This window comes from Ligilactobacillus animalis KCTC 3501 = DSM 20602, assembly GCF_001434535.1.
GTDB lineage: Bacteria > Bacillota > Bacilli > Lactobacillales > Lactobacillaceae > Ligilactobacillus > Ligilactobacillus animalis.
Window position 1 is genome coordinate 22,903 of sequence record NZ_AYYW01000032.1, and the last position, 20,573, is coordinate 43,475.

The following is a 20,573-nucleotide window of genomic DNA, read 5'->3' on the forward strand; positions in this document are numbered from 1 at the left end:
ATCTTACCTATCCTTTATTATTTTTTATTAAAGATCCCACCGGCCAGATGATCACCTAGCCAAGGAAAAATTTGATATCCATGATGCGCTAATTCCATATAATATGGCAAATTGAGCTCACGTTTACGCGTCCCTATCGCTTTAACGATCTTTTCAGCAACGATCTCAGGATTCAATGACATTTTCTTGACCCGATCGATATACTCGCCTGTTTCATCGGCGATCTCAAAGAAAGCTGTTCTGATCGGACCTGGATTGACCGTCAAGACTGCGATCCCTAAAGGCTTCAATTCTAAACGCAGTGCATTGGAATACGCGATCACTGCTGCTTTTGTAGCTGAATAGATCGATGATTTCGGAGTTGCGATCTTTCCACCGATCGAGGCCACATTGATGATCATGCCTCGTTTACGTTTAGCCATATTTAAAGCTGTATATTTAGTTACATACATCAAGCCTAAGACATTGACCCGAAACATTCTTTCGGCGATATCCATTCTAAAGTCCAAAGCTTGACGCATGAAGCCAAATCCTGCATCATTGATCAAAACATCGATCGGACCGACATTTGCCTCTACTTCATCGATCACTTTTTCGATCTGATGTGGATGAGAGACATCTAATTGGTAAGCATAGGCTAATCTCCCCGAGATCGCCCGACAGACAGCCATCACCTTTTCAAGCTTATCCTTGCGTCGCGCACACCCAACTACGATCGCTCCTTGCTTAGCCACTTGGTAAGCGACCTGTTCGCCTAAACCAGAAGAAGCTCCTGTGATCAAAACAACTCGATTCGTTAGGTCTTTTAATTGCTTATATCCTGTCATTAGCTTTTCTCACCTTTCTTTTTGAATGGAACATCGATCACATCGAAATCCTTGACCACCTTGACATTGCTAAAGATACTTGCAGCATCTTTTTGGAGTTGCGCTGCTAAAGGTCCGACATAACGTGCCGAAATGTGATTCAATAGTAATTGCTTGACACCAGCTTTATTTGCGATCTTAGCGGCTTGGATACACGTCGAATGATAATAGTTACGTGCTAGTTTGGCTTCACCTTTGCCAAATGTACTCTCGTGTACCAACACATCTGCACCTTGAGCTAATTCTAAGATCCCTGGGGTTTGTCTAGTATCACCTAAGATCGTAATGATCCGGCCCTTTTGAGGTTCGCCGATATAATCCTTACCATCAAGCGTACGTCCATCGGGTAAAGTCACAACTTCACCGGCTTTGATCCGACCATAGATCGGGCCAGAAGGAACATGTTCAGCCCGTAATTTATCGATCAACAGTTCACCAGGATGGTCTTTTTCTTCGATCCGGTAACCCACACATTCGATCCGATGATCTAGCCGACAAAATGAAACTTTGAACTTATCATTCTCAAAAATCACACCTTCGTCTGCTAACTCTACAAAACGCAGTGGGTATGAAAGATGTGTTTGCGAAACTTTCAAACTTATCCTCACAAAATCAGCGATCCCTTTAGGTCCATAGATCGTCAGTGGCCTTAATTCTTCGCCCCCTTGAAATGAACGACTGCTCAAAAAACCAGGTAGGCCAAAGATATGATCTCCATGCAAATGCGTTATAAAGATCTTATCGACCTTACGTGGTCTGATCGTCGTGCGTAAGATCTGATGTTGCGTGCCTTCACCAACATCAAATAACCATACCGCATTTTCCTCATCTAACAGTTTTAGGGCGACCGATGATACATTGCGAAATTTCGCAGGTGAGCCCGCACCTGTACCTAAAAATTCTAATTCCATCAATTGATATTCCTATTCTAATCGGCAAAGCCGAAGTAGTTTTGCATATTATTCCTTTTATATTCTATCATCATTTCCCCAAGTAGACAAAGTGCCCTGATATAAAACCTCAGAGGAGCATGATCGCTAGAATAAAAATTTTGTTTTTATCGAACAAATGTTTTATAATATGATCGAGGTGAGTCCATTGCGTATCAGTGATTTTTTACATTTGACCACAGAACTCGATCCAACTTTAAAAGTTTATTTCACAACGCCCACGCAAACTTTGCCAGTGGGGATAGTGCGCTTTTTGCCGACCGAAGTTATTTTATTGCCAACTAAAAAACCGCTGACACTAAAAGAACTTCATTTAAAGTTAGCAACCGTAGCGCCAACTACAACACTGAGTCTAATGTCTAATGAGACACCCCGACCACTTTTTGGCCTTAAGATCAGCCCCGCAAAATTATTACTTAAATAAAAAAGATGCCTTCAAAACTGAAAGCATCTTTTATTTATTTTAGTATCTGTTTTGCCACAAAAGGTCCATAGTATTTGAGTCCTTCTGGATTTGGATGGACATTATCACTATAGAACCAATCGGCATGATCTTTACTGTAAGCATACCAATCAATTATCTTTAGATTGTGATATTTCTTAGCTGCTTCCTTTAGATCAGCATTGACTTGATCTTGCCAACGCCGTGTCGGAACGTGAACATTGATCCAATATACTTTACGTTTATCACCCAAGATCGTCATGATCTGTTGCATCTCATCTGCCGTAAATGGACCATTAGTACCTTCACTGATCAAAACTGTGTCAGATAGTTTACCCATTTGAGCTAACGATTGCAAGACCGGAACTGCTTCTCTGACCTGACGTCCGACTTTAGCATCGACATACATATTAGGAAAGATCCCTTGTAGTGTAGCTGAAGCATCAGCCAGGACCGAATCCCCTACCGCTGTGATCGGTAAAGTTTGCGCTCGCGTAAGCTCAGCTTGGGTCAATGAATCACTTGAACTAGACTCAGAACTACTTGCAGCTTGCTCAGAACTTGAACTTGCTGTTTGAGCACTTGAAGCTTGACTGCTTTTACCAGCTTGGATCTCCTTATTTTGTGTTGCCACTTTTTTGTTATTTGATTCGATCGCCTTTTCTAGTGCTGAATTTTGCTTACTTTCAGAACCATGGGCCGGTGAAATGATCGCACCCGTCAAAGCTAACAAAATGATCACACTTGGCACAGCTAGATACCAGCGTTTTTTGCCGTAACGTGATTCTGGTGCAAAAACTTCCTTGATCGTTGCCCATGTCTTAGAATAGTCAAAATGTTGCAATGGCAATTCAAGATAACGGTAAGAAAGATCACTGATCACTAAGATCAAAGCTACTTCGATCACACCATACAAGAATGGGTGATCAGCGACATTGACTTTATCTTCAAAAAAGACTAAGACCGGATATTGATATAAGTAGATCCCGTAACTACGCTTTCCGATCCAAGTAAATAATGGATTTGTCAATAACCGGTTGATGTCAGCCCCCGGATGAGCCACAACTGCGACTAAGATCATCGATAAAACGGAGAAGAAAAACATTCCGCCTCGGTAAACCAAGGTACTTTCACCTGTCATGCGCATAAACATCCAAAGTAACAGCAACATTGTGACCCCACCGATCACATCTAGCGCTAACCTAAAATTTGGTTGCAATTTCTTTTTAAGTGCTGTACTTGGCCAAACAACTGCTAACGATGTTCCTAATAAGATCGAAAACATCCGTGTATCCGTACCGTAATAAACCCGGGAAGGATCTTGCCCACTTCGATACATGATCGCCATCAACAAAGCTGAGATAAACGCTAAAATGATCATCGTATCAAAGATCGGTTGCTTCTTCTTGACAAATTTCAGCAGTAATAAAATAATTATTGGCCAAAAAAGATAAAATTGTCCTTCGATCGATAATGACCATAAGTGGGTAAACGGTGACTGGGTCCCAAACTTATCAAAATAAGATTCATGATGCGCCACTTGAAACCAATTATAAACATATAAAAAATTGGTCACGATTATTGCCCGAATATTTGTCAGTAGATCACGGGCAAACAAAGTAATGTAGGCGGTCGTTACTAATACCAGTGTAACTAAAGCTGGGTATAGGCGCTTCATTCGTCTAATATAAAAACCCTTGATATCGATCCGTTTATTTTGTTGCCATTCTTGAAGCAATAGATCTGTGATCAAATAGCCTGAAACCACAAAAAAGATCGGAACACCTAGGAAACCACCTTGAAATTGATACGGTGCTAAGTGATACAAGATAACACCGATGACTGCGATCGTTCTGATACCATCAAAACCTGTAATATATCTACTCTTCTTTAACCTTTTTCCCATTTGTAAATATTTCCTTTAAATCTTATTCAACAAATTCAAATGTAAAGTTGCCAATTCTTACAAGATCACCGTTCTTAGCTCCACGCTCACGCAAGGCATCATCAACGCCCATTCCACGCAATTGACGAGCAAAACGCATCATGCTTTCTTCGTGATCTAGGTTCGTCATCTTGAAGAGTTTTTCTAACTTAGCACCACCAAGGACCCAAGTTGCATCTGCATCACGTGTAAGTGTAAATGGTGCTTCTGCTGCTTGTTCCTCGAACTCATAGACTTTAGCCTGTTCACCTTGAAGTTTTTCAGCTTTAGTCTCAAAGGCTGGCGTTTCAGCCAATAATTTAGCAGTCTTGTGTAATAATTCATCTAAACCTTGGTGTGTCAAAGAAGAGATGGCTAACACTTCTGGTTTAGTCGCTAAAGTATCATCTTTAGCAAGTTGTTCTTTAAATTTAGCCAAATTTTCAGCGGAATCTGGCATATCCATCTTAGATGCAACTACGATCTGTGGTCGTTCTAACAAAGCTGGATCATATTTCTTTAATTCAGCGTTGATCTTTTGATAATCTTCAAAAGGATCACGACCTTCAGTGCCAGACATATCGACCAAATGCAAGATCACTCTTGTCCGCTCAACGTGACGTAAAAATTGGATCCCTAAACCAACACCTTGGGAAGCCCCTTCGATCAACCCTGGCAAGTCAGCCATGACGAAATCTTGACCATCATCCAAGCGTACCATCCCTAAGTTTGGTACAAGTGTTGTAAAGTGATAGTCAGCGATCTTAGGTTTAGCACTCGTTACGACTGAAAGTAAGGTCGATTTACCAACTGATGGGAACCCGACTAGACCGACATCCGCTAAAACTTTAAGTTCGAGCTTTAAATTCCGTTCGATCCCTGGTTCACCATTTTCAGCGATCTCAGGGGCTGGATTCTTAGCTGAAGCAAAATGAATATTGCCACGGCCACCGCGACCACCTTTGGCTACGACTAACTCGGCTCCGTTTTCGACTAGATCGCCTAAGATCTCACCCGTATCAGCATCCGTTACGGTCGTACCTTGTGGAACTGCAATATATAAGTCTTTTGCTCCACGGCCATACATCCCTTTGATCATTCCATTTTGGCCAGGTTTAGCCTTAAAAATACGGTGATAACGAAAATCCATCAAAGTCCGTAAACCTTCATCGACTTTCAAGATGACACTGCCACCTTTACCACCATCTCCTCCAGCCGGTCCCCCATTAGGAACATATTTTTCGCGCCGGAAAGCCACGGCACCGTCGCCACCTTTACCGGCTTTGACTTGAATTTTAACTTGATCTACAAACATTTATTTCACCCTTCTAAATAATCCGACAACATCTGCTGTCCGGGATGTTTCTATATAATCTCTAATTATTATTCAATATTACCTAAAAAATTTTCAAAATATTGTAACACTAAGCACAAGTATAACAGTTTCACGCCTCATTCTTCAACCAAGAATAGCACTTAATTATCTAAACTTAGCTTGATAGTTTGGGCGACCTTTTTAGAGATCCCTAAAGCTTGGAGCTCTTCCAATGAAGCTTGCGCGATCTTCTTTAAAGAGCCATAATTACGTAAAAGTTTGATCCGTGTTTTTGGTCCCACACCCGGGATCCGTTCAAGCTTGAATGAAAGCGAATTTTTTGATCTAACTTGCCGATGAAACGTCACCGCAAATCGGTGAACTTCATCTTGGATCCTCTGCAACAGATAAAAGCCCTCGCTCTTAGGATCTAGTCCGATCCGTTCGCCATCTTGGCGCAAAAGATCGGCCGTCTTGTGGTGCTCATTTTTTACCATTCCAGCTACCGGGATCGTCAACCCTAACTGATTATGCAAGACATCGACCGCTGCTTGAACTTGGATCTCTGCCCCGTCCATCAAGATCAAATCAGGTAATGGCTTTTTTTCTTTCAATAACCGACTATAGCGCCGATAGATGACTTCACGTGTGCTAGCCGCTTCATCCGCATGATCGACTGTTTGCAATTTGTATTTACGATAATCATTTTTCTCTGGTTGCCCATCCACAAAACAAACCATCGCGGAAACAAGGTCTGACCCCTGTGTATGCGAATGATCAAAGGCTTCGATCCGATGACCCACTGGTAGACCTAAGGCATCAGTGATCTCTTTCATTGCTCCAGTCGTTTTACGATCATCTAATTCTAGTAAACGAAACTTTTCTTCTAAAACTAGCTGAGCATTTTGGCTGGCCAGATCAAGCAATTCTCTTTTAGCCCCACGTTTTGGCGTCCTAACTGGTGTTTGTAAAATATCAGCTAAGATCTCCTTATCGATCGTTTCAGGAACCAAGATCTCTTTAGGCAAGATCCGATTTTTTTGGTTATAAAACTGTAAAATAAATGAAGCTAATTCAGCCTCAGGGGTATCGATACATGGGAAAAGGCGTTTTTCTCGTTTCATCAACCGCGCTTGGCGAATGAAGAAAACTTGGATAGAGATCCACCCCTTATCCATATAAAAGCCGAACAGATCACGCGGCGTATTGTCATTAGAAATGATCTTTTGACGTTCGACTGTCATCTCAACATAACGGATCTGATCTCTGATCTCACCGGCACGCTCATATTCGAGTTGTTCTGCAGCTTGTTGCATTTTTGTGGTCAATTTGCGCTTGATCCCACCTACATTACCACTCAAAAAAGACTTGATCTTTTTGATGTTTTTTTCATACTCAGCTGGATCGACTTTTTTAAAGCACGCGCCTAAACATTGGCCCATATGATAGTACAGGCAAGGTCGCTTTTGATAACCATTGCAACGCCTTAAAGGATACACCTTTTGCAATAACTGTAATGTTTCTTGCGCAGCGTAAACATTGGGATAAGGACCAAAATAATAGCCCCCATCTTTTTTGACTTGACTAACGATCTTTATCACGGGGTCTTTTTCGTTAGTGATCTTGATATACGGGTAACCCGTCCCCCGTTTCAACTTGATATTGTAATGAGGTGTATACTTTTGGATCAGCGTTATTTCTAGCAAGAACGCTTCTTTGTCTGTTGATGTGATGATCGTTTCAAAATCATAGATCTCAGAGACCAACTTAGCCGTTTTACCTTCATGACTACTTTTGAAGTAAGACCTGACCCGGTTCTTCAAATTCTTGGCCTTACCCACATAGATGATCTTGCTATTGATATCTTTCATCAGATAGCATCCGGGAAGATCAGGTAACAATTTTAATTTGTTTTCAATATGTTCTGATGCCATCTCACTTTTCCTTTCGCTACTTCCTCTATATTAATTATACAGCAAAAATTAGTTTTACAATACGTAAAAATACGCTTGCCATCAAAATGACAAGCGTATTCCCTGATCATTTATTTTATAAAACTTTGGCTAAGAAATCTTTGGCACGAGCAGATTTTGGATGTTCAAAGATCTCTTCTGGACTACCGATCTCTTGGACATAGCCATCTGCCATGAACCAAACTTCATCAGCTACCTCACGCGCAAAGCCCATTTCATGTGTGACCACGACCATCGTCATCCCACTATCAGCTAGATCTTGCATAACTTTCAAAACTTCGCCGACCATTTCAGGGTCTAACGCACTAGTTGGTTCATCAAATAAAATAACTTCCGGATCCATCGCTAAAGCACGGGCGATCGCTACCCGTTGCTTTTGGCCCCCAGATAGACTATCCGGGAATTGATCGGCTTTATCTAAAAGCCCGACTTTATCAAGTAGTTCCTTACCGCGTTCTGTGGCGGTCTTTTCATCGACATTTTTGACCTTCATCGGTGCTAACTTGATATTTTCTAAAACGCTCATATTAGGGAAAAGATTGAAGCCTTGAAAGACCATCCCCATCTTTTCACGTAAAACATTTAGTTGTTTTTCAGAAATATGCGCTAGATCTTGACCATCAAAAATGATCTTGCCACTCGTTGGTTTTTCTAAAACATTTAAGCAACGTAAAAATGTACTCTTACCTGAGCCAGAAGGTCCGATCACACAAATAACTTGACCCTTATTCACTGTCTCGGTGATATCTTTTAAAACTTCATTTTTACCGTAATTTTTCTTCAAGTTTTTGATCTCGATCATCTTATCCATGGTTTAACTTCCTTTCAAACAAGTTGAGTAATTTCGACAAACTAAATGTCATGATAAAGTAGATCACCATTGCGATGAACAGTGGCATGACACCCTTATATGTCGCAGATTGTACTAATTGTGTTTGATACATCAGATCGCCGACACCGATGATCGAGACGATCGAACTTTCCTTGATCAATGTCACAAATTCATTACCTAAAGCTGGCCAAATATTTTTCAATGCTTGTGGAATAACAACATAACGGTACGTATCTTTTTGTGTCATCCCTAACGAACGAGCTGCCTCGGTTTGACCGGCTGGAATAGATTCGATCCCCGATCTAATAACTTCAGCAATGTAAGCCGCTGAATTCAAGGCAGTCGCAATGATCCCGGCTACCAAAGCTGGTAAGGATTGGATCACCGCACCGACACCAAAGTAGACAAACATCACTTGGACCATCAACGGTGTGCCCCGGATAAACTCGATATAGCAAACTGCAATGCTATGCAACAACTTGTTCTCAGATAGACGCATCAAGGAGAGCAATGTCCCTAAGATAAAACCAAAGAAGACCGCTGTGACCGTGATGATCAAAGTATATTCGATCCCTTTAGCAAAATATGTCCAATAGCTCATCATGGTATTATTTTTGGTAGTCGTTTCCATGTATTTAGCCGCTTCAGGCACATACTTTATATCAAGTAAATTTTGTTTTTTGATCTGAGCCAATGTCTTATTTGCTGCAGCAACTAGAGCAGGCGAATTTTTTCTAAATGCGATCGCTGAACCGGTTTGATCAGAACTGACAGAAAAGCCTGGATCAAAGGCTAATAGTTGACTATTGTTAGCCACATATGCTTTAGCTGTTGGTTCTTCCATGGCGATCCCGCTAACTTTGCCTGATTGTAGCGCTAAGACTAAGTTATTCAACTTCGAAAGTCCTTTGACAGTCGTACCAGGCATCTGATCTTTGACTAAATTATATTGCAATGATCCATTTTGAGCCCCAACTGTTTGTCCCTTAAAATCTGCTAAACTCTTGTATTTGCTAGCATCTTTTTTGTTGATGACCATGTATTGTTTACCCGAATAATAGATATCGGAAAAATCAACACTTTCTTTTCTTTCAGGCGTCGGGTTCATTGCCGAGATGATCGCATCGACCTTATTTGTTTCCAAAGCCACTAAGAGCGAATCAAATGACATATTTTTGATCTCAAGTTTTACACCGAGATCTTTTGCCAATTTTTTAGCGATCTCAATATCGATCCCAACATACTCTGTTTTACCATCAACTTTAGCTGTAAATTCATATGGTGGATAATCGGCGCTTAAACCGACTACCAATTTTCCACTTTTTTTGATATCTTCCAAAGAAGTATCCGTTTGGTCAGCTTTGACAGTTAAATTACTAAGTGGTAAAAAAACCGCAAACATCATGACCAGCATTAAAATAAATTGCTTGAGTTTATTCATTTCCAATAGCTCCTTTTTTAAATTTGTGTGTCGCACCACTTGGCTTGACTCCCACTTCTTATTTTTTAATTTATAGGTATTATACCCCTATAAGATTATTTATGCAATAAATAATCGAAAAAAGTTGTTTTTATACAAAAATTATTGAATATATCTAATTTGAAATCTAGGCAAAGACCTGTTATCCTTGGGATAAACAAGTTAAAGCAAGGTGATATTCATGGGTCTTAAGATCAATCAAACCAATAAACTCGAAGATCTCTTCAGTAAATTTGCGATCGAGCCGGAAAAAAAGGCTAAGCGCGAAGAAAAAGAAAGTACCGATCCTAAAAAAGAAGATAAGGATAAGAAAAAATAATGAGAATGCCAGGAACGAAAACTTCACTGGCATTCTCATTATTTGTATCATTATGCATTCGGAGTGAATCCATTTGGATAACGGCGATTCAACGTATCGATGTTCTTTTGTGCGACCTCATCAAAAGGAATATCTGCCCATTGTGCGATCTGAGATAGATACCACAAAACATCTCCCATCTCAGCCACTAATTTTTCACGGTCAAGATCTTTACCCTTAAATGTATAATCTTTCACAAGATCGATCAACTGTCCACTCTCACCAGCTAAGCCCAAGGCACAATTGGTCAAAACCTGTTCATTTCCATATAAAGTACGATTTGCTGCTACTTGGTATTCATTAAATTCCATCTATTCAGCCCCCATTGTATGTGCATCGATCCATTCCCAGATCTGTTCTTTACCTGTTTTAGTAACTGCTGAAAATAAAATGACTTTATCTTCTTTACGTAAGCGCAACTTTTTGCGAATGATGCTTTCACTCTTATTCCACTTACCACGAGCGATTTTATCGATCTTAGTTCCAACGACTAAGATCGGCAAGTTGTAGTAATGTAAAAATTCGATCATCTGACAATCAAGCTCGGTCGGTTCGTGACGAGCATCGACTAATGAGATAACTCCCCGCAATTCTTGCCGTGTTTCAAAATATGTCTCGATCATTTTCCCCCATTTTTCACGATCTTTTTTTGAAACTTTTGCATAACCATAACCTGGCACATCGACAAAATATAGCTCATCTTCAATATTATAAAAGTTCAAAGTCTGTGTCTTACCTGGTTGACTGGATGTCCGGGCGTAATTTTTACGATTGATCAAGGTGTTGATCAGTGACGATTTTCCCACATTGGAACGCCCTGATAAGGCGATCTCAGGATACCCTTCTGCTGGATACTGTTCTGGGCGGACTGCACTGATCGTTAGCTCAACATTATGTACGTCCATATAAATCTGCTACCTCCGTTAAATTCATTTATGTCTAATTCTATCACAAAATCTACAACTACGTGTACTTAAAAAGAAACGCCCCATGATCCGCAGATCTGGGGCGTGAACTTTGAGAAAAAATGACAGGGCCATGGTCCCATATCATCATTTAACAAAATTATTTTGTTTTTACAACTTCTTTGTCACCGTAGAAACCGCAAGCTGGGCAAACGTGGTGTGACTTTCTCAATTCACCACAGTTAGGGCAAGCGCTCATGCCAGGTACTGACAATTTGTAGTGTGTACGACGTAATCTCTTACGTGTTTTAGATGTTTTACGTGCTGGTACAGCCATCGAGAAACACCTCCTTCAAAATTTTAAAAATATCCAACAAAAAGAATTTTACTTGTTATTCACCACTTTTGCAACTAATCTTTAGAATTTTCGAAAAAATCCTTGAGTTTAGCCAATCGCGGATCAACACCATCTTCATCTTTTTGCATTTTCTTTAACTCACCTTCACTGACAACGTTCCAATCGCCACCATTAGGCATTGTCGCATCATCTTGTTGTTCGGCTTTCGTTAAAACCTGCATCGGAATTTGTAACAAAATATTGTCTTCGATCACACTGTTGAGATCTAAGATGTCATTTTCTAAAACGATCACAACATCTGTATCCTCAAACCGTGAAAGATCACGCTCATGGTGACTGACATAATGTTCCGTAAATTCAAACTCTAAGTCGACTTCAGCTGGTTCAAGTGAACGCGTTGAAGGTAAAGTGACTGTCGTTTTAACTTTGGCATAGCCTAAGACGCCTAATTCATCAACTGAAAAGACACCCTTGACCAAAACCGGGGAAACATCCAGAATTTCTGGACGCCGTTTTTGCAAGGAAACTTTAAGTTCTAAAGTCTCTTCAAACATCAACGGCTCATCAGCAGTTTGGCGCAATTCATTTAATGACCATTTCATGCTATATTCCTCCTAATGCAACAAAATTGATTATACTTGCTTTAAAAAGCTTTGTCAATGCTTTTTCCTTGACACCTATTTAAAAAATGCGTATTGGCGCTCTTTTTAGATCCTGTTCCAGCTGATTTTGTAGCTGGTAAATTTTTCCGGCGCGATAATCGACCCGATAAGCTGCATTTTTATCATCTTTAGAAACTTTAGCAATTATCTGATGCGTACTTGTCTTTTTAGCTTGACTTAGTACCTGTTGGCCCTTGGCATTAAAGCCTAACAGGCGCATATATGGGACTTTATTGTACTCTTTGACCTCAGCGGGGGTCAGTTCTAACAATAAGGTACAAGCCAAGCGCGACAAACGCGTATAGGTAAAACGCTTGGTCTTGACTGCTTTTAACCACTGATCAAAATCAGCTGTGCTTGGTAATCGTTCCATCTGCTCTTTTAAGCGATATTCGATCCCCTCAGCCATTCCATAGATCTCACCTAAGCGTGCGGGTGTAGTTGACAGCAATTTATACTTTAAATATGGGAAAAAATCATCCCATGTCAGTAATCTTTGTGTTTTTAGTGTCGCTAACGTAGCTTCAGGGACATAAGCACTCAGTTTCGCTAAATTTCCAGCTAAGTAGTGCTGCCTGATCGCAGTTGCACTGGCGATCGTCCCCGCTTTTAATTCTACTTCATGATAATTTGCATTTTTGCGCTGGATCGGATTCAAGCGCAAGGGCTCACCCAACTTTAAATTTGCTTTAGCATACGCTAGCCCTAAAAGATCATTGGGCTGATCGACATTATGACCGATCTTAGCGGCAACTGCTTTTTGAAATGTTGCTGCATAAGATTCACTATACGTTTTAAAATCACCGTGTGCACTTTGAACTAAGCGCGCATAGTCAGCAAAATCATACTCCGCATGCTCGGCACCAAAAAATAGATCCGTCACGCCTAACGAGGCTAGGATCGAGACGCCATTAAAAGCAAAACGATCAGCTGGTTGAACACAGGCCAAGACAGGCATCTCGACCACAAGATCGGCTCCATTAGCTAAAGCTTGTTCAGCACGCGTCCACTTGTCAAAGCTAGCTGGTTCGCCCCGTTGCAAAAAATTTCCACTCATCGCTACTACTAATGGTGCATCAGGGAACTTTTTTTTGACCGCTTGTATCTGGTAAAGATGTCCATTATGAAATGGATTATATTCAGCAATAATTCCCGCAACTGGCATTTTTTACCTCCCTATTTACTTATGGCAACTAAAAAACCACCGCGTCGTTTCCGAAGTGAGGTCGCCCTTACCAAAATCAGCACTTACTGTGATATCCTTAAATCCTGCTTGAGTCAACAAACGCTGGTAGACCTCTAATTCATAAGTCCGTTCATGATGGATCTCACTTATTCTTTCATAACTCTCCAGCGCTTCATTCCAAACAAAAAAGGTCAATTCGTGGACCGCGCTATGTTCAAATTCGTCAGCAAAACTACTCCAGATAAAGGCTTGATCTTCAGCGGTATAATTATACATATAGCCGGGGTAGACCTCATCAGTTTGATAAGGTGTGATCACATCAAAAATAAATTTTCCATCATCTTCTAGATGTTGATAGACTTCTTTAAAAGCCTGAAGTACTTGAACTTCATCTTGTAAGTAGCAAAATGAGTCCGCAAAACAAGTTACCGCACTATACTGTCCCAGTTCACTCAAGTCGAGCATATTTCCCTGCATAAATGGGATCGCTAACTTGGCTTCTCTAGCATGCATTTCAGCTAAAGCGAGCATTTCTTCTGATAGATCAACTCCTGAAACTTGATAACCATTTTGAGCTAACATGACCGCTAAACGGCCGGCACCACAGGCTAGATCCAGTATCTGTCCCGTAGTTTTGGGGAGCTCTTGCTCAACAAAATCTAACCATTGATCATACATCGTTGGTTCCATCAGCTCATCATAGAGCTTTGCAAAACTCGAGTAGATCATCTTAGTCTTTGACCCATTCTTCGATATCAACTAATGGTGCATCAGACCATAATTTTTCTAAGTTATAAAATTGACGTGTTTCTTCTTTGAAGACATGTACGATCACATCCCCTAGATCAAGTAAGATCCAGTTGGCACCATCTTTACCTTCAACACTCTTGATATCTTCATTTGCTTCATGAACTTTTTCAACGATCGCTTCAGTTACAGCTTTAACTTGTCTTTCAGAACCTGCTTGCATGATCACAAAGTAATCAGCCAATAAACTGATATTTTGGACATCTAAAGCAACGATATCTTCCGCACGCTTGCTATCTGCAGCGCGAACAACTAATTCTAATAATTCTTGACTGTTCATATAGTCCTCCTAAATAGGCTACGATGCGACATATGCATTATATGTCAAGATCGCAGCGGGATAAATTGTTTTGTTATTATTCATCAAATAGAGCAGTGTATGCTTAGTTTCAAACTCAACTGCTGCCCGTAAACTTTTAGCAGCGATCTGACGTGCCTGGTCGACCCCAGGAAAATCACGACCTGGTTCGATATAATCAGCGACATACACGATCTGATCTAGCGTTGTCATTTCTTTGGCCCCAACTGTATGGCGCCGGATCGCATTTAAGATCTCTTCATCGGTGATCTGTAATTCTTTTTTGATGATCTCAGCCCCAACGACTCCATGCCAGATAAAATTGTTCCAATTCAATAAGTCTTTCTCTAGTCCAGCTTGAGCGATCATCGCTTTAAACTCTGCTTCGCTACGTTCTTTAGCATAATCATGGACTAAAGCTGCCACACTAGCTTTTTCAAGCTCATAATCGTTAGCTCGGGCTAATTCTAACGCAGCTTGTTCGACCCCTAAAATGTGTTTAAACCGCTTTTCACTGACCTGTTCTTTAACTTTAGCGATCAGCTCTTCACGTGAACCAGCGTAATAATGTTTTTGATATTCAACTGTTTGTGTCATGATAAAGACCTTCTTGTCTGATATAATTTTCCACTTCACTTGTTACCAAGTACTTGATCGAGCGCCCTTGTTGTAATCTTTCCCGGATCATCGACGAACTGATATCTATCCGTGGAACATCCACCCAGATCAAAGGGTAGTCACTTTTTTTCGCATAACCCTTGCGCTCTACACTGACAAATTGGATCATTTTGACCAATTCATCGACCTTGTACCATTTAGGCAAATACTCGACCATATCTCCCCCGATGATAAAGTAGAGGTCAGCATCGGGATATAGCTGCTTGAGCTCTTGGACCGTGTCATAGGTGTAGCTGACCCCACCACGTCTGATCTCAATATCTTCGAGTTGAAATTTAGGCTCAGAAGTAATACTCATTTCGACCATGTGCAAGCGATATTTGGCAGCGATCGCAGCTTTTTGGTCGATGTGTGGGGGCAAATTATCTGGCATAAATAATACTTTATCTAGATCAAGTTGCTCTTGCACCTGCTTAGCTATGATCAAATGTCCTAAATGTGGTGGATTAAAAGTCCCCCCCATGATCCCGATCCGTTCACGGCTATCAGCTTTTAATGGTTGAACTTGGACTTTAGAAGCCACCGTCGTTTCGGTCTTTAGCATCTTACCTACACCTCTTAGAGTTTAGTAACTTCAAGTGAATATGAACGATTATCGCGTTTATTTGCTTGTTTGAACAATACTAAAACATGACCGATCTTTTGCACGACTTGGATATCAGTATTGTCTTCGATAAACGCGATCACTTCTTCATCTTCGACCAATGCATTTTGTAAGATATTTACCTTAAATAATTCACGTTTTTCAATAGCATCTTCGATCTGAGCGAGCCAGTTTGCACTCAAACCTTCCTTACCCACTTGAAATAACGGACGCATTCCGTGTGCTTGAGCACGTAAATAGCGTTTTTGTTTACCCTTAAGTTTCATATTCTAATTCCTCTCTTAAACCATCGCTCTTCTTAAAATAACGGCTACGCCTTCTGGAGCCCAGCCTGCAACAACGCTATTGGCTTTAACTGTGACCCAACCTAAACCTGCGAAAACAAGATCACTTTTTTCGGTCGTCTTGAATTCAAAACGTACTAGCTTAGGAAAATCTTTCATTTCTTCAGCTGTCGGTGGAGTCAATAACGTACCTGCATGTTTAGCATAAAACTCGGTCGCTTTTTCGGTCTTAGTCCGATGGATCATTAAGTTGTTGTCAGTATAAACGATCACACCTTGCTTTCCCCCAGAGATATAGTCAAAACGAGCTAAGGCGCCAAAGAAAAGTGTCTGCCCTTCATTTAATTGGTAAACTTTCGGCTTGATCTCTTTTTGTGGCGCAGCTAAACGCAAAGCCTTAGGTGATAGATAATGCGCCATTTGATGCTTATGGATGATCCCTGGTGTATCGATCAAGAAATGACCATCACCAAATGGGATCTCGATCCGATCAAGCGTGGTTCCTGGGAAACGGGAAGTCGTGATCAAGTCTTTGACCCCTGTCGTTTGGTTGATGATCCGATTGATCAGAGTTGATTTACCTACGTTAGTAACACCAACAACATATACATCGCGACCTTCACGATATTTGTCGATCAATTCTAACAGATCTTCGAGGTCTTTACCACGTTTTGCGCTAGTCAAAGCGACATCGACTGGACGAAGCCCCTGTTTGTTGGCCTCTTGACGCATCCAATCTTTGATCTTAGAACGCTTCAGTGAATGTGGTAAAAGATCTTCCTTGTTACCGACTAATAAAACAGGGTTATCCCCTACAAAACGGTGTAATCCTGGAATGAGTGAACCGTTAAAATCAAAGATATCAACGACATTGACGATCAAAGCATCAGTTTGACCGATCTGATTTAGCAGACGCAAAAAGTCATCATCAGTTAAGGAAACGTCAGCTACCTCATTGTAGTGGCGTAATCTAAAACAGCGTTGACAATAAAGCTCGCTATTTTCTAAGCCCTTTTGGATCGCTGCTTGTGGGGTATAACCGGGTTCGGCTTTATCTTCAGATTGGATCTTAGCCCCACAACCGATACAGTATAATTCTTCATTTTCAGTCATCTAGTGTATGCCCCCATTTTGTACTCAATCTATCTTTTTTGATCAAACGTTTTTTAACGATCTTTTCAAAGAAACGATTGATCTTAGTATTCCACGCATCGGAATCCACTAGTGGCTTGACCAAAATACTACGGATCCCAGCATTATTTGCAGCCATTACATCAGTCATTAATTGATCACCAACTAAAACGACCTCATTTTTCTTTAAGCCATAGCGCTTCAAAGCAATTTGGATCCCACGGGTAAGTGGCTTCAAAGCCCGCGAAACAAAAGGTAGTTCCAAGGCCGCTAAAGCATATTCGATCCGCTTATGCTTGTTATTTGACACTACGACCACCGGGATCTTAGCATCTTCCATCTTGTGTAACCACGCATGCAATTGAGGCGTGCCATCGGGATTATCCCAAGCGATCAAAGTGTTATCAAGGTCAGTCAAAACAACTTTGATCCCTTTTTCTCTTAACTCAGTCGGTGAAAGATCATAAATCGACTCGACCATCCATGTTGGTTCAAATTTATTGAGCAAAGTATATCTCCTTCAAAATATAGTCTCTAACTACTATTATATGCTAGCAAAACTACTTTTAGCAAAATTTTAATGTGACAGCTAAAGAAAAAAGCCGAGACAACAGTAGTCTCAGCCTTTTAACTAAATGAGTGACAAATTATTTTGCCAAAGCTTTCTTAGCTTCATCAACAAGCGCTGTGAAAGCAGCTGCATCGCTGATTGCAAGATCAGCTAACATTTTACGGTTAACATCAATGTTAGCTAATTTCAAACCGTGCATCAACTTGCTGTAGCTGATATCGTTCATACGAGCTGCTGCGTTGATACGAGCAATCCATAATTTACGGAAGTTTGATTTTGTCTTACGACGATCGCGGAATGCGTATTGGTAAGACTTCATAACTTGTTGCTTAGCTACTTTAAATTGGATATGCTTTGAACCGCGGTATCCTTTAGCTAATTTGATCATTTTTTTACGGCGTTGACGCGTAACTGTTCCACCTTTAACACGTGGCATGGTTAATTCCTCCTTAAACTTAGCCCGACGTTATGCGGGACTCACAAAACTGATCTGTGCACTGAAAAAACGATCCAACAATCGCTTCTGCAAAGCACAATAATGATGCAATCTTACATTGCAACCGAGTAATAGAATCTCAATAATTATTTCATTTGAGAAAGCATTTGCTTGATACGCTTCATATCTGAAGCAGATACCATTGCTGGCTTACGCAATTGACGGCGTTGTTTCTTTGTCTTGCCGTGGAAACGGTGAGATGTGAAAGCGTGAGCACGCTTCAAACCACCATTTCCTGTACGCTTAAAGCGTTTTGCTGATGCGCGGTGTGTTTTTTGTTTTGGCATAATACTGTACTCCTCCTAAATAAACTATCAGCCTATTTTTCGGCTTTAGGCGCAAGCATTAAGAACATGCTGCGTCCATCCATTTTTGCTTTAGATTCGACTGTTGCAACATCATCTGTTTCCGCAGCAAATCTATCAAGAACTTCGCGTCCGATCTCTTTATGTGTGATCGCACGACCCTTAAAGCGAATAGATACCTTAACTTTATCACCTTTTGTCAAGAATTTACGTGCATTCTTAACTTTAGTATTAAAATCGTTAGTATCGATCGTTGGGCTTAAACGAACTTCTTTAACGTTGATCACTTTTTGCTTTTTACGAGCTTCACGCTGTTTCTTCTGCAACTCAAAACGATACTTCCCATAATCCATGATCTTGGCAACAGGTGGTTTTGCTTTAGGTGCTACCAAAACAAGGTCTAAGTTAGCTTGCTCTGCCAACTTCAAAGCTTCTTGCTTAGATTTGACCCCCAACTGGGAACCATCATCAGCAATCAAGCGTAACTCACGTGCGCGAATGCCTTCGTTTACCATCTTATCAACTGCTATGGCGTTTCACCTCCAAAAAAATTCAGAGAAAATGCAGAAAAAATGCGGGTATCTCGTAAAATTTACAAGACACCCGCACAGATCCGTTTTTATCGGAATTACATTTCATAATTCTGCCCCGGGACTGTTTGTCCCCTAGGCGAGAAGCGGGAGCCTCTGCTTTTTTCTCAACTGTTATAGAATAACATAACTTTCAGCTCGAAACAACTAATTTTTTCAAAAAAGTTGATCTTTAGCTTACGTAAGATATTTACTGCCCTCACGAATACTAAGAGCAGGCAATTCATTGCGGTATGTTGCAATAAATCCAGCCACCCACTTAGGATCTGTCTTTGAATAGTCACGCAAGGCCCACCCGATCGCTTTATTGATAAAAAATTCATCACTACCAAGATTATTTATAATGATCTTAGCTAAGAGTTCTGTATCAGTTTGCTTTTTTAATAGCAATTGAAATTCGAGCGCGACCCTTTTGACCCACAAATTACTATCTTCACTCCAAGTAAGCATTATCGGCGTCATTTCACTTGGATAGCGCAAATACAAGTCCGTGAATACTTTGACTAAAGTATCAACAGTTTCCCACCACGATTTAGTTATGACCAATTTTTTCAATTTAGGTAGATCTGCTAAGGTCGTAAACTTCTTCATTTTCACTAAATAATCACAAGCGATATATTGATATTCTCTTTGAGGCTTTTGCCAACACAGCTCAACAAACTCCCAATCTATCTTAGCTGTTTTTCTGGCATTTTTAAAAGCTTCACGGCAAAGCTGCCGGCGCTTAGGTGTTTTTTACCTAAAAATTCAAATTGATCACGCATATACGCTGACATACCTTTAGCTTGCTCAACATCACCTTCTAGGCTCAGCGTATCTATCAAAGTAAATAAATCATCTCTTGTTTCCATCTAATCTTTTCGTCACTTCCGATCATTTCACGATTTCATCAAGTACCTAGGTCACTATTCCTTGATAAATAGCTTAAAAACATCTGAGTTATTAGAAAAGTTCTTCATCTCTGTTTCTGTTATGATCCTACGTTTACGCTCCTTTTCTATTATATTAGAAACATCAATCACATCAAAAACAAGTCCTTCTTCAACAATTAATAGGAGATTTTTTCTAAACTCTAATGGTGAATCGAAAATACCATTAACACGATATTCTTTAATGAAATCATCAGCAATTAATAACTTGCCCGTATATTCAACTGGTATATTTAAGTCTAAATAGTAATTGTCTCCTCCCAAAAAGATACTGCCAAATTCACTATAATAATCGCCAAAGTTAGCAACCTGTTCTTTTATAGTTATTTTACGTGGTAAGACATTATTTATCGGTAAAGACTGACTAGTTCTTATTGCAAGATCTTTAAGTAATAATTCATCATCTACAACCGCAAATCTGGCTAATCTCCCAGAATAATTCGCAGTACTACATCCATTGATCGTTATCCCCAAAGAAGCTACATCAAAAAAATTCTTCTCATCCAAAATACTAACCAATCTATATTCATGTTCTGCATAAATTAGAGTATCAGGCAACTGATGCGTCATAAAAGCATCTCCTTATCACAACGTTACAAGATTATACGTCTCTCTCCACCTTAGCTTCA

At 40.4% G+C, this 20,573-nt stretch carries 25 protein-coding genes, 1 pseudogene and 1 other annotated feature; of the genes and pseudogenes, 2 read left to right on the forward strand and 24 right to left on the reverse strand.

The genetic code is table 11. The features are described 5' to 3' along the window. Positions 1-17: 17 nt before the first annotated feature. Together FC30_RS05310 and rnz are read right to left on the reverse strand one after the other, a co-directional pair. Entirely contained in the window at positions 18-827 is an 810-nt protein-coding gene (locus FC30_RS05310) for an SDR family NAD(P)-dependent oxidoreductase (protein ID WP_010688839.1), read from the reverse strand. Then, a complete protein-coding gene (gene rnz, locus FC30_RS05315) occupies positions 827-1,777 on the reverse strand; it encodes a ribonuclease Z (RefSeq protein WP_010688837.1) in 951 nt (316 codons plus the stop codon). The genes FC30_RS05310 and rnz overlap by 1 nt, the downstream gene beginning before the upstream one ends. Positions 1,778-1,955: 178 nt before the next feature. Between rnz and FC30_RS05320 the strand changes: the two genes are divergently transcribed. After that, positions 1,956-2,240, forward strand: a complete 285-nt coding sequence (locus FC30_RS05320) for a hypothetical protein (RefSeq protein WP_235804178.1) — start codon at positions 1,956-1,958, stop codon at positions 2,238-2,240. Positions 2,241-2,274: 34 nt separating this feature from the next. Here FC30_RS05320 and FC30_RS05325 read toward each other — a convergent pair whose 3' ends face one another. From FC30_RS05325 to FC30_RS05345, 5 genes are all read right to left on the reverse strand, one after another. Then, complete coding sequence (locus FC30_RS05325) at positions 2,275-4,164, reverse strand: acyltransferase family protein (RefSeq protein ID WP_010688834.1); 1,890 nt, start codon at positions 4,162-4,164, stop codon at positions 2,275-2,277. A gap of 22 nt (positions 4,165-4,186) precedes the next feature. Further along, the gene (obgE, locus tag FC30_RS05330) at positions 4,187-5,497 is read right to left on the reverse strand and encodes a GTPase ObgE (RefSeq protein WP_010688832.1); all 1,311 of its coding nucleotides are present in this window, start codon (positions 5,495-5,497) and stop codon (positions 4,187-4,189) included. 161 nt (positions 5,498-5,658) lie between these two features. After that, positions 5,659-7,431, reverse strand: coding sequence for an excinuclease ABC subunit UvrC (gene uvrC, locus FC30_RS05335; protein WP_056938489.1), 1,773 nt, complete (start codon positions 7,429-7,431; stop codon positions 5,659-5,661). Positions 7,432-7,546: 115 nt separating this feature from the next. Beyond that, the gene (locus tag FC30_RS05340; protein ID WP_010688831.1) at positions 7,547-8,272 is read right to left on the reverse strand and encodes an amino acid ABC transporter ATP-binding protein; all 726 of its coding nucleotides are present in this window, start codon (positions 8,270-8,272) and stop codon (positions 7,547-7,549) included. Position 8,273: 1 nt separating this feature from the next. Beyond that, positions 8,274-9,743: an ABC transporter substrate-binding protein/permease gene (locus FC30_RS05345; RefSeq protein WP_010688828.1), complete on the reverse strand. Its 1,470-nt coding sequence runs from the start codon at positions 9,741-9,743 to the stop codon at positions 8,274-8,276. Between the two features lie 220 nt (positions 9,744-9,963). On the opposite strand from FC30_RS05345, the gene FC30_RS09600 reads away from it, so the two are divergent. Continuing rightward, positions 9,964-10,101: an SPJ_0845 family protein gene (locus FC30_RS09600; RefSeq protein WP_004047308.1), complete on the forward strand. Its 138-nt coding sequence runs from the start codon at positions 9,964-9,966 to the stop codon at positions 10,099-10,101. A 50-nt stretch (positions 10,102-10,151) separates the two neighbouring features. Here the strand turns inward: FC30_RS09600 and FC30_RS05350 are convergent, their stop codons facing one another. The 17 genes and pseudogenes from FC30_RS05350 to FC30_RS05425 form a co-directional block, all read right to left on the reverse strand. Beyond that, positions 10,152-10,451, reverse strand: coding sequence for a nucleoside triphosphate pyrophosphohydrolase family protein (locus FC30_RS05350; protein ID WP_010688827.1), 300 nt, complete (start codon positions 10,449-10,451; stop codon positions 10,152-10,154). Beyond that, entirely contained in the window at positions 10,452-11,045 is a 594-nt protein-coding gene (gene yihA / locus FC30_RS05355) for a ribosome biogenesis GTP-binding protein YihA/YsxC (protein WP_010688826.1), read from the reverse strand. A 160-nt stretch (positions 11,046-11,205) separates the two neighbouring features. Continuing rightward, on the reverse strand, positions 11,206-11,382 hold the full coding sequence (gene rpmF, locus FC30_RS09335) for a 50S ribosomal protein L32 (RefSeq protein ID WP_004047302.1): 177 nt from the start codon (positions 11,380-11,382) through the stop codon (positions 11,206-11,208). Positions 11,383-11,456: 74 nt separating this feature from the next. Beyond that, positions 11,457-12,005: a YceD family protein gene (locus FC30_RS05360; protein ID WP_010688825.1), complete on the reverse strand. Its 549-nt coding sequence runs from the start codon at positions 12,003-12,005 to the stop codon at positions 11,457-11,459. A gap of 79 nt (positions 12,006-12,084) precedes the next feature. Continuing rightward, complete coding sequence (locus FC30_RS05365) at positions 12,085-13,230, reverse strand: nucleotidyltransferase (RefSeq protein ID WP_010688824.1); 1,146 nt, start codon at positions 13,228-13,230, stop codon at positions 12,085-12,087. 15 nt (positions 13,231-13,245) lie between these two features. Next, positions 13,246-13,980 carry a class I SAM-dependent DNA methyltransferase gene (locus FC30_RS05370; protein WP_010688823.1) on the reverse strand — a complete coding sequence of 245 codons (735 nt, stop codon included), beginning with the start codon at positions 13,978-13,980 and terminating at the stop codon, positions 13,246-13,248. Between the two features lies 1 nt (position 13,981). Beyond that, a complete protein-coding gene (gene rsfS / locus FC30_RS05375; protein ID WP_004047293.1) occupies positions 13,982-14,338 on the reverse strand; it encodes a ribosome silencing factor in 357 nt (118 codons plus the stop codon). Between the two features lie 18 nt (positions 14,339-14,356). Next, positions 14,357-14,953 (reverse strand): bis(5'-nucleosyl)-tetraphosphatase (symmetrical) YqeK, encoded by a 597-nt coding sequence (gene yqeK, locus FC30_RS05380; RefSeq protein WP_010688822.1) that lies wholly within the window; start codon positions 14,951-14,953, stop codon positions 14,357-14,359. Further along, positions 14,937-15,578, reverse strand: a complete 642-nt coding sequence (locus tag FC30_RS05385; protein ID WP_010688821.1) for a nicotinate-nucleotide adenylyltransferase — start codon at positions 15,576-15,578, stop codon at positions 14,937-14,939. The genes yqeK and FC30_RS05385 overlap by 17 nt, the downstream gene beginning before the upstream one ends. Before the next feature lie 14 nt (positions 15,579-15,592). After that, positions 15,593-15,904, reverse strand: coding sequence for a ribosome assembly RNA-binding protein YhbY (yhbY, locus tag FC30_RS05390; RefSeq protein WP_010688820.1), 312 nt, complete (start codon positions 15,902-15,904; stop codon positions 15,593-15,595). A gap of 15 nt (positions 15,905-15,919) precedes the next feature. Further along, a complete protein-coding gene (gene yqeH / locus FC30_RS05395) occupies positions 15,920-17,035 on the reverse strand; it encodes a ribosome biogenesis GTPase YqeH (RefSeq protein WP_010688819.1) in 1,116 nt (371 codons plus the stop codon). Then, a complete protein-coding gene (locus FC30_RS05400) occupies positions 17,028-17,561 on the reverse strand; it encodes a YqeG family HAD IIIA-type phosphatase (protein ID WP_010688818.1) in 534 nt (177 codons plus the stop codon). Before FC30_RS05400 ends, yqeH begins: the two co-directional genes overlap by 8 nt. Positions 17,562-17,700: 139 nt before the next feature. Beyond that, positions 17,701-18,060, reverse strand: coding sequence for a 50S ribosomal protein L20 (rplT, locus tag FC30_RS05405; RefSeq protein ID WP_004047273.1), 360 nt, complete (start codon positions 18,058-18,060; stop codon positions 17,701-17,703). Between the two features lie 146 nt (positions 18,061-18,206). Then, positions 18,207-18,407 carry a 50S ribosomal protein L35 gene (gene rpmI / locus FC30_RS05410; RefSeq protein WP_004047272.1) on the reverse strand — a complete coding sequence of 67 codons (201 nt, stop codon included), beginning with the start codon at positions 18,405-18,407 and terminating at the stop codon, positions 18,207-18,209. 32 nt (positions 18,408-18,439) lie between these two features. Then, complete coding sequence (gene infC, locus FC30_RS05415; protein WP_004047271.1) at positions 18,440-18,940, reverse strand: translation initiation factor IF-3; 501 nt, start codon at positions 18,938-18,940, stop codon at positions 18,440-18,442. Between the two features lie 45 nt (positions 18,941-18,985). Next, positions 18,986-19,123: a sequence feature (ribosomal protein L20 leader region), on the reverse strand. Positions 19,124-19,192: 69 nt separating this feature from the next. Then, positions 19,193-19,866, reverse strand: a pseudogene (locus FC30_RS05420) (DNA alkylation repair protein). Between the two features lie 54 nt (positions 19,867-19,920). After that, entirely contained in the window at positions 19,921-20,514 is a 594-nt protein-coding gene (locus tag FC30_RS05425) for a hypothetical protein (protein WP_010688815.1), read from the reverse strand. Positions 20,515-20,573 lie beyond the last annotated feature (59 nt).